This window comes from Corallococcus sp. CA054B (genome assembly GCF_003611625.1).
Lineage (GTDB): Bacteria > Myxococcota > Myxococcia > Myxococcales > Myxococcaceae > Corallococcus > Corallococcus coralloides.
Window position 1 is genome coordinate 1 of sequence record NZ_RAVY01000317.1, and the last position, 7,049, is coordinate 7,049.

Genomic DNA, 7,049 nt, shown 5'->3' on the forward strand with positions numbered 1-7,049 from the left:
GGGCTGAAGCTCGGGGCCGCGGGGGCGGGCAGGGAGTTCCTGGGGCTTCCTCTCGTCACCACCGTGCAATCGCTCGACTTCGACTTCGATGATGACGACGGCGATTCCGACGATCCCAACTTCGAGTCGCGCCTGGGCGCCTTCCCGGAGGTCTGGGCCGGGGTGGAGTGGCATCCCAACCGGTGGTTCTCGCTCAACGTGCAGGCTGCCTATACCTACGTGCGGGTGCTCGGCACGAGCGTTCATCTGCTGCATGAACGGGTGGGCGTGAGGTTCTCCCTCTAGCGGACCTCTCATCCGGTGCTTGAGACGGCGCGGGCTCACGCCGGGAACATGCTGTCGCCCTCATGGGTTGTCACCGAGGATCGGCAGGTCCGCCCGCTGTCAGGGCGCTGCTGACGGCCTCACCACCTCACGGGAGCTTTGACGTGCGCACGTGCCCAACCCTCGCTTCGTTCAGTATCCGATTGAACGGGCAGGGTCCGCGTGTGCCTCGCTCCATGCGCCACAGGGCCGCCGCCTGGCTTGGGACGCTGGCCGTCGCGTCTCGCTAGCCGAGCGCCGCTGACGGCCAGACCCGCCTGACATCCCATCACCCCGCGTGCACGGTCCGCCGCACAGGCCCGGGGCCTGCCCGCGTCACGTCTTCACAATCTCTCCACGGGAGTCTTCCATGTCTACGTTCGTTCGCGAGTTCATGCTCGGCGACATCGCCGTGCTCGATCCCTGGACGCCGCTGCGCGAGGCGGCGGCACGCATGGCCCGCTCGGGCCACGGCTTCATCGTCATCGCGGACGCGAAGCGGATCCGCGGACTGGTGACGCTGCGCCGGCTCATCCTGGGCGCCGAGCTCGCGGCCCAGGGATACCCTCTCCATGGCGTCGGGGACCTGGCCAGCAGCCACTTCATCCTCTCACGCGAGGACGAGCGCCTCGCGCGGCTTGCTCCGCGCATGGCTCGCGCCGGCGTCCGGATCGCCGTGGTGGTGGGCGAGGACGGGCAGGTATCCGGCGTCATCACGAACCTGGAGCTCGCGCGCGCGGAGCGGCGTCGGCAGCGACGTCTCCAGGCCGTGGACCTCTCCTCCGAGGGATCGTTCCCGGCGAGTGACCCGCCCTCGTGGACCGGCACGATGGCCGGCTGACGCCTCCCGCCCCCGCAACCCCTCCCAGGAAACCCGCGACCCCGAAGAAAGGACAGACATGAGCCGCAATCCCCGAATCCTCATCAGCCCCGCGGACCTCGACTCCCTCCAGCGCATCCTCGACCAGCAGGAGGCCGGGCGCGACGCGCTCTTCCTCGAGCGCCTCGACCAGGAGCTTGCCCGCGCGGAGGTGGTGGAGCCGCTGCCCCCCGGCGTCGTGGCGATGAACAGCACCGTGGTCTTCGAGGACGAGACGGGCATGCGCCGTCAGCTCAAGCTCTGCTACCCGCAGGAGGCGCGCACCGGGGCGGACTGCGTCTCCGTCCTCGCGCCCATCGGCAGTGCGCTGCTCGGACTCTCTGAGGGGCAGCGCATCGAGTGGGAGGTCCCGGGAGGGAAGCGGCGGCTGCATGTCCTCGCCGTGTCCGCTCCGCCCGGACTGGCCGAGCAACCCGCGGCCTGACTCCTCGCCCTGCTCACGTCACCTCCTCAAGGCCCGTCCCGCGGCTATTGGAGATGCGTGACGTCTCGCTCGGGGGTACCCGCCGCGAACTCGCCGTCATCCGCGCCGAGCTCCCAGGCGGGGCCCGCTCGCGGCAGCTCGAACCAGAACGTGCTGCCCCTCCCTGGCTCGGACGTGACGCCGACGCGCCCCCCGTGGCCCTCCGCCAGCCGCTTCACGGTGGCGAGCCCCAGGCCAAGCCCTTCGGCGCCATCGGTCGCGCCCCGGAAGTAGGGCTCGAACAAGGAGGGCAGCAGCTCCGGGGCAATCCCAGGGCCGGTGTCGATGACCTCGGTGCGGACGAAGGTGCCCCTGCCGGTGGTCACCCGGACGGTGATGCGCCGGGTCGTGGCGTCGCCCATGTACTTCACTGCATTGCGGAGCAGGTTGCCGAGCAGGCTCAGGTAGACGCCGGAGCCACACGCGACGAGGACCTCCGGGAGCGGCTCGACGTGGAACTCGATCCGGGCGTGCTCCGCTTCAGCCGCGAAGCCGTCCATCGTGTCGGCGATGGCCTCGCTGGGGGCGGTCCGGGCTCCCGGGTCTGGCTTCGCCCCGGACCGTGCGAACTCGAGCAGCGCGCCGGTGATGGCGTCCGCCCGCTGGAGGCTCCGGATGATGCGGCGGATGGACTGCGCCACCGGGCCCTCGTCGCTCCGGCGGATGGCCAGCTCGGAGGCCATGCGCGCCGCGGACAGCGGGTTCCGGATGTCGTGGGCGACGCGGCCCGCGAAGTGCTCCAGCTCCGCGGCCCGTTCGCGCAGGAACCGGGCGTGTGCATCGAAGAGCGCTCGTCGCGTGCGCGCCTGACGATGGAGCAACCACGCCATGATGATGGCGACCGTGCCGCAGACGACGTTGAGGGCGGTGGCGAGCCTGCGGGTGTTCTGGCGCGTCTCCAGGATGTTCCCCGCGAGCGTCCGTCCATAGATGGCATCGTGCTCGATGGCGCGGGTGACGGATTCAAGGAAGTGCTGGCGCGCCACCACGATGTCCCTGCCGACTGCCGCGGCCGCATTGGCGTTCCGTGGGGCATCCGCCAGGGAACGCGCCTTCTGGACCCGCTGCTCGAATTGGAGCCAGGAGGCCTGGATGTCCAGGCGCAGCGGCTCCTCGCCGGGGACCGGTGGGAGGTCCAGGTATGCGCGCGCCGCGTCCTTCAAGCGCGTCAGGTCCGCCTCCAGCGTCCGCTCCGCCTCTCGCCTGTTCCCGGGCTCGCGAAGATAGCGTTCGAGGCTCAGCTCCACTTCGAGCACGGCCCTTCGAATCTGCGCCAGGTGCTCGATGCTCGGCCCCGAATTGAAGATGATGCCCTCGGAGAGATCGCCGATCTGCGCGGAGGCGCGCTGAACCACGAAGCTCGCCGCGACGAAGCTGCACACCACGGCCGTGAAGGCGAGCGCGAGCATCCTTCCGGAGGGAGCATTCCCGGGCGGGAGCGAAGTGGCCATGGCATGGTCATGCGTACGGACCGCCCCATGAGCAAGGCCTGGCCCGCCGCTCCGTCATGCATGCGACGGGAACTCCAGGGGCCGCATCCAGAATAGGCTTATCGCCATGCCCCCCACGACCTTCCGCAACGCCCGCCTCACCGACCTGCCCACCATCATCGCGCTGCTCGCGAATGACGACATCGCGCGCTCGCGCACCGGCTACGCCGAGGAGGTCACTCCCGCCGTCGATGCCGCGTTCAAGGAGATCACCGCCGACCCGAACAACGAGATCATCGTGGGCGAGCAGGACGGGCAGGTCATCGCCACGCTTCAGGTCACGTACATCCCGGGCCTGGGCCGCGGCGGGATCCGGCGGGCACTGGTGGAGGAGGTGCGCGTGCGCTCGGATCTGCGCGGGCAGCGCATTGGAGAGGCGTTGATGAACGAGGCGATGGGGCGTGCCCGGGCCCGGGGCTGCACGCTGATCCAGCTCACCACCGACAAGCGCCGCCACGAAGCCCAGCGCTTCTACGCGCGGCTGGGATTCGTGGCGAGCCACGAGGGCATGAAGCGCCCTCTCTGAATCACTGCTGCGGCTGCGCGGCGGCCGGGTCCATCGACACCGGATTTGTTTTCCCGCGCCTCCACCAATCCAGCTGACGCCGGGGCAATTCGCTGCCTGGATTGCTCCGTCCGCGACATGGCTGGCCACGCTGGCACAGCGCTTCGCTTCGCCGATGGCTGGCAACCTGCCGCGCATGCCTGCGATACCCTGACGGCCTTGCTGGCGCGCGTGAGTCAAGACGGCCCTACCGTCACGAAGCGAAAAGGGTCCGATCATTGACGGATAGGAGACGGGGCTGGCAGATTCTGGAATTGGTGTGACCCGAGAGGAACTTCTCCTCGCGAGGGGGACATTGGGTGCCCGGTGCCGCCGAGCGGAGCTCGCTCTGGAAAGGAACCCTCCCCCAACGCACCTGATGGCTGGGAAAGGCACATGGTCCATGCGCTGCCTCATCATCGGCCACTACGATTCGTTTAGCTGGGACCTTGCGGACGACGTTGCCCAGACGTTCGGCTGCACGCCGCTGGTCGTCCGCAACGACAAATCTTGCTGGCGCGAAATCCGGTCCCTGGATGCGTTTGGCTGCATCCTTGTCTCCGGGGCCGGGGTCGGTGACCCACCCGAGCGACTTCGCGGAAGCCCGGCGGAGCAGGTCCGCTGATGCGGCGAACGTAGGGTGAGCGCCCGGCTGGCTCAGCCGCGTTGCCCGAGGAAGCGGTGGGAGGAATACCTTGGCCAGTGTGTCGACGGTGATTGAAGCGGAGTGGCGCCGAGTGCTGGTCGAGTGGAACGAGACCGGCGAGCCCTATCCGGACGGTGCCTCGTTGCCGGAGTTGTTGGACCAGCAGGTTCGGGCCACGCCGGGCTCGGTCGCGGTCTCCTTCCAGGGAAGCTCCTTCTCCTACCAGGAGCTTCAGGCGCGGGCCTCACGGCTGGCGGCCCGACTGCGCCGCGAAGGCGTGCGTCCGGAGGTCCCGGTGGCGGTGTGCCTCGAGCGAGGTCCCGACGCGGTGGTGGCGTTCTGGGCCATCCTCCAGGCGGGGGGCGCCTATCTTCCGCTTGATCCGCTGGCCCCGCGTGAGCGCCTGGAGTGGATCCTCGCGGACGCGCGCGCGGGCTGCATGCTGACCCAGACGTCGCTCGCGGAGAGGCTGTCGAGCGTCGAACTCCCCCGGCTCTGCATCGACGCGCTGGCGGAGGACCTCTCGCGCGAGCAGGAGGGGGCGCCGCTGGAGCCGCCTCCGAAGCCGGAGCAGCTGGCGTACATCATCTACACCTCGGGCTCGACGGGCAGGCCCAAGGGGGTCCTCGTTCCCCATCGGGGCGCCTGCAACCTGGCGGCGGCCCAGCGGCGCATCTTCGGGCTGGGGCCGGGAGACCGCGTACTTCAATACGCGTCGAGCTCGTTCGATGCGTCGGTGTGGGACTTCCTGATGGCGCACCTGTCGGGGGCGGCCCTGCATTTGACCCCGCCCGAGGCCGTCCCGCCCGGGCCGAAGCTCTTGCGTGTGCTGCGGGACGAGCGCATCACGATGGTGACCCTGCCGCCCTCGGTGCTGGAGTCGCTGCCGGAGGAGCGGTTGCCGGAGCTCGCGACGCTCGTCTCCGCGGGAGAGGCCTGTTCGCGGGAAATGGTCGCGCGCTGGGGCGCCGGTCGCACGTTCGTCAATGCTTACGGCCCCACGGAGGTAACCGTCTGCGCCAGCCTGGAGCGCGCTTCCGGAGGCGAAGCACGCCCCTCCGTCGGGCGTCCCATCCAGAACACGCGGGTCTACGTGCTCGACGCGGAGCTGCGGCCGGTGGCGCCGGAGCTGGAAGGAGAGCTGTACGTCGCGGGACCCGGCGTGACCCGCGGCTACCTGGGACGAGCGGACCTCACCGCCGAGCGCTTCGTGCCGGAGCCCTTCTCGGGCACTCCGGGTGCGCGCATGTACCGGACGGGCGACCGGGTGCGCTGGACGGCCGATGGACGGCTCGACTTCCTCGGCCGGGTGGACCGACAGCTCAAGCTGCGTGGGATCCGGATCGAGCCGGGCGAAATCGAAGAGGTCCTGCGCGCGAGGGCCGGTGCACGACAGGCGGTCGTGGTCATCCAGGAGGGGCTGTCAAAGGAGCCTCGACTCGTCGCCTATCTGGTGATGGAGGACGCGCGACGCTTGTCCGTGCGGGAGCTGCGCCTGCTGTTGCTGCGGCATCTCCCGGTCGCGCTCATTCCTTCTGCTTTCGTGGTGCTCGATGCGCTCCCGCTGACGCTGAGTGGGAAGGTGGATCTCGCCGCGCTGCCAATGCCCGAGGCGGAAGGCATCACGCCGGAGGCGAGCGCCGTGCCGGCGAGCGAGCTGGAGGCGCGGATCACCGACATCTGGCGGGAGGCACTGAAGGCCCCAGACGTCGGGCACCAGGACAACTTCTTCGACTTGGGAGGGCACTCGGTGAGTGCCATGCAGGTGGTGTCGGCCATCCGCAGGGAGCTGGGGGTGCGGGTGCCCATCACGCTGCTCTTCGAGGCGCCGGTGCTGGAGGAGCTGGCGCGGGCGGTGGAGGTGCTGCGGCAGCAGGGCGGTGGAGGCGGGAGGAGAGTGGAGCGGGTGGAGCGGGGCGAGGGGCTGCCGCTGTCCTACGCGCAGGAGCGGCTGTGGTTCGTGCACACGCACATGCCGGAGCAGCGGAGCAGCTACAACATCACCTGGACGCTGCGGCTGCTGGGGAAGGGCTTCTCGCTGGAGGCGCTGAAGGAGGCCTTCCGGGGGCTGGTGGCGAGGCACGAGACGCTGCGCACGCGCTTCGTGGTGCCGCCGGGCGGCAAGGAAGCGGTGCAGCTCATCGGAGAGGCGTGGGAGGTGGAGCTGCTGGTGCGGGAGGTGAAGGCGGGGCAGGTGGAGGCGGTGGTGAGTGAGCTGTCGCGGGGGACGTTCTCGCTGGAGACGGGGCGGCTGGTGAAGGCCGCGGTGCTGCGGGTGACGGAGGAGGAGCACGTGCTCGTCAGCACGCTGCACCACATCATCACGGACGGGTGGTCCTTCGGGGTGATGCTGGAGGAGTTGAGGCACCTGTACGCGGTGGCGGCGCGAGGGGAGGGAGGGGCGTTGGCGCCGCTGCGGGTGCAGTACGGAGACTACGCGGTATGGCAGCGAGGGCAGCCGCTGGCGGAGCACCTGGCGTACTGGAAGGGGAAGCTGGAGGGGTACGAGGACGGGCTGGAGTTGCCCTACGACGCGCCGCGCACGGCGAGCCGGGCGTGGAGGGCGGCGACGGTGCGCCACCGCTACCCGTCGGGGCTGGCGGAGAAGCTGGCGCGGTGCAGCCGGGAGCAGCAGGCGACGCTCTTCATGAGTCTGGTGGCGGGACTGGGGGTGGTGCTCAGCCGGTACACGGGGAGGCAGGACGTGTGCGTGGGGACGACGG

General features: G+C 69.9%; 7 protein-coding genes. 6 read left to right on the forward strand and 1 reads right to left on the reverse strand.

Going from position 1 to position 7,049, the window contains the following annotated elements; translation table 11 throughout:
* The 3 genes from D7V80_RS42050 to rnk all read left to right on the forward strand — a co-directional run.
* A partial coding sequence (locus D7V80_RS42050) for a hypothetical protein (protein ID WP_158616778.1) occupies positions 1 to 285 on the forward strand: 285 nt, incomplete at its 5' end.
* A gap of 388 nt (positions 286 to 673) precedes the next feature.
* A complete protein-coding gene (locus D7V80_RS39605; protein WP_120592961.1) occupies positions 674 to 1,144 on the forward strand; it encodes a CBS domain-containing protein in 471 nt (156 codons plus the stop codon).
* Between the two features lie 58 nt (positions 1,145 to 1,202).
* On the forward strand, positions 1,203 to 1,607 hold the full coding sequence (gene rnk / locus D7V80_RS39610; RefSeq protein ID WP_120592962.1) for a nucleoside diphosphate kinase regulator: 405 nt from the start codon (positions 1,203 to 1,205) through the stop codon (positions 1,605 to 1,607).
* A gap of 44 nt (positions 1,608 to 1,651) precedes the next feature.
* On the opposite strand, the gene D7V80_RS39615 is transcribed toward rnk, so the two are convergent.
* Complete coding sequence (locus tag D7V80_RS39615) at positions 1,652 to 3,097, reverse strand: HAMP domain-containing sensor histidine kinase (protein WP_120592963.1); 1,446 nt, start codon at positions 3,095 to 3,097, stop codon at positions 1,652 to 1,654.
* 106 nt (positions 3,098 to 3,203) lie between these two features.
* Between D7V80_RS39615 and D7V80_RS39620 the strand changes: the two genes are divergently transcribed.
* The 3 genes from D7V80_RS39620 to D7V80_RS39630 form a co-directional block, all read left to right on the forward strand.
* Positions 3,204 to 3,662 carry a GNAT family N-acetyltransferase gene (locus D7V80_RS39620; protein ID WP_120592964.1) on the forward strand — a complete coding sequence of 153 codons (459 nt, stop codon included), beginning with the start codon at positions 3,204 to 3,206 and terminating at the stop codon, positions 3,660 to 3,662.
* A 421-nt stretch (positions 3,663 to 4,083) separates the two neighbouring features.
* Positions 4,084 to 4,305 (forward strand): hypothetical protein, encoded by a 222-nt coding sequence (locus D7V80_RS39625; RefSeq protein WP_120592965.1) that lies wholly within the window; start codon positions 4,084 to 4,086, stop codon positions 4,303 to 4,305.
* Between the two features lie 79 nt (positions 4,306 to 4,384).
* The coding region (locus D7V80_RS39630; RefSeq protein WP_120592966.1) for a non-ribosomal peptide synthetase at positions 4,385 to 7,049 on the forward strand (2,665 nt) is incomplete at its 3' end.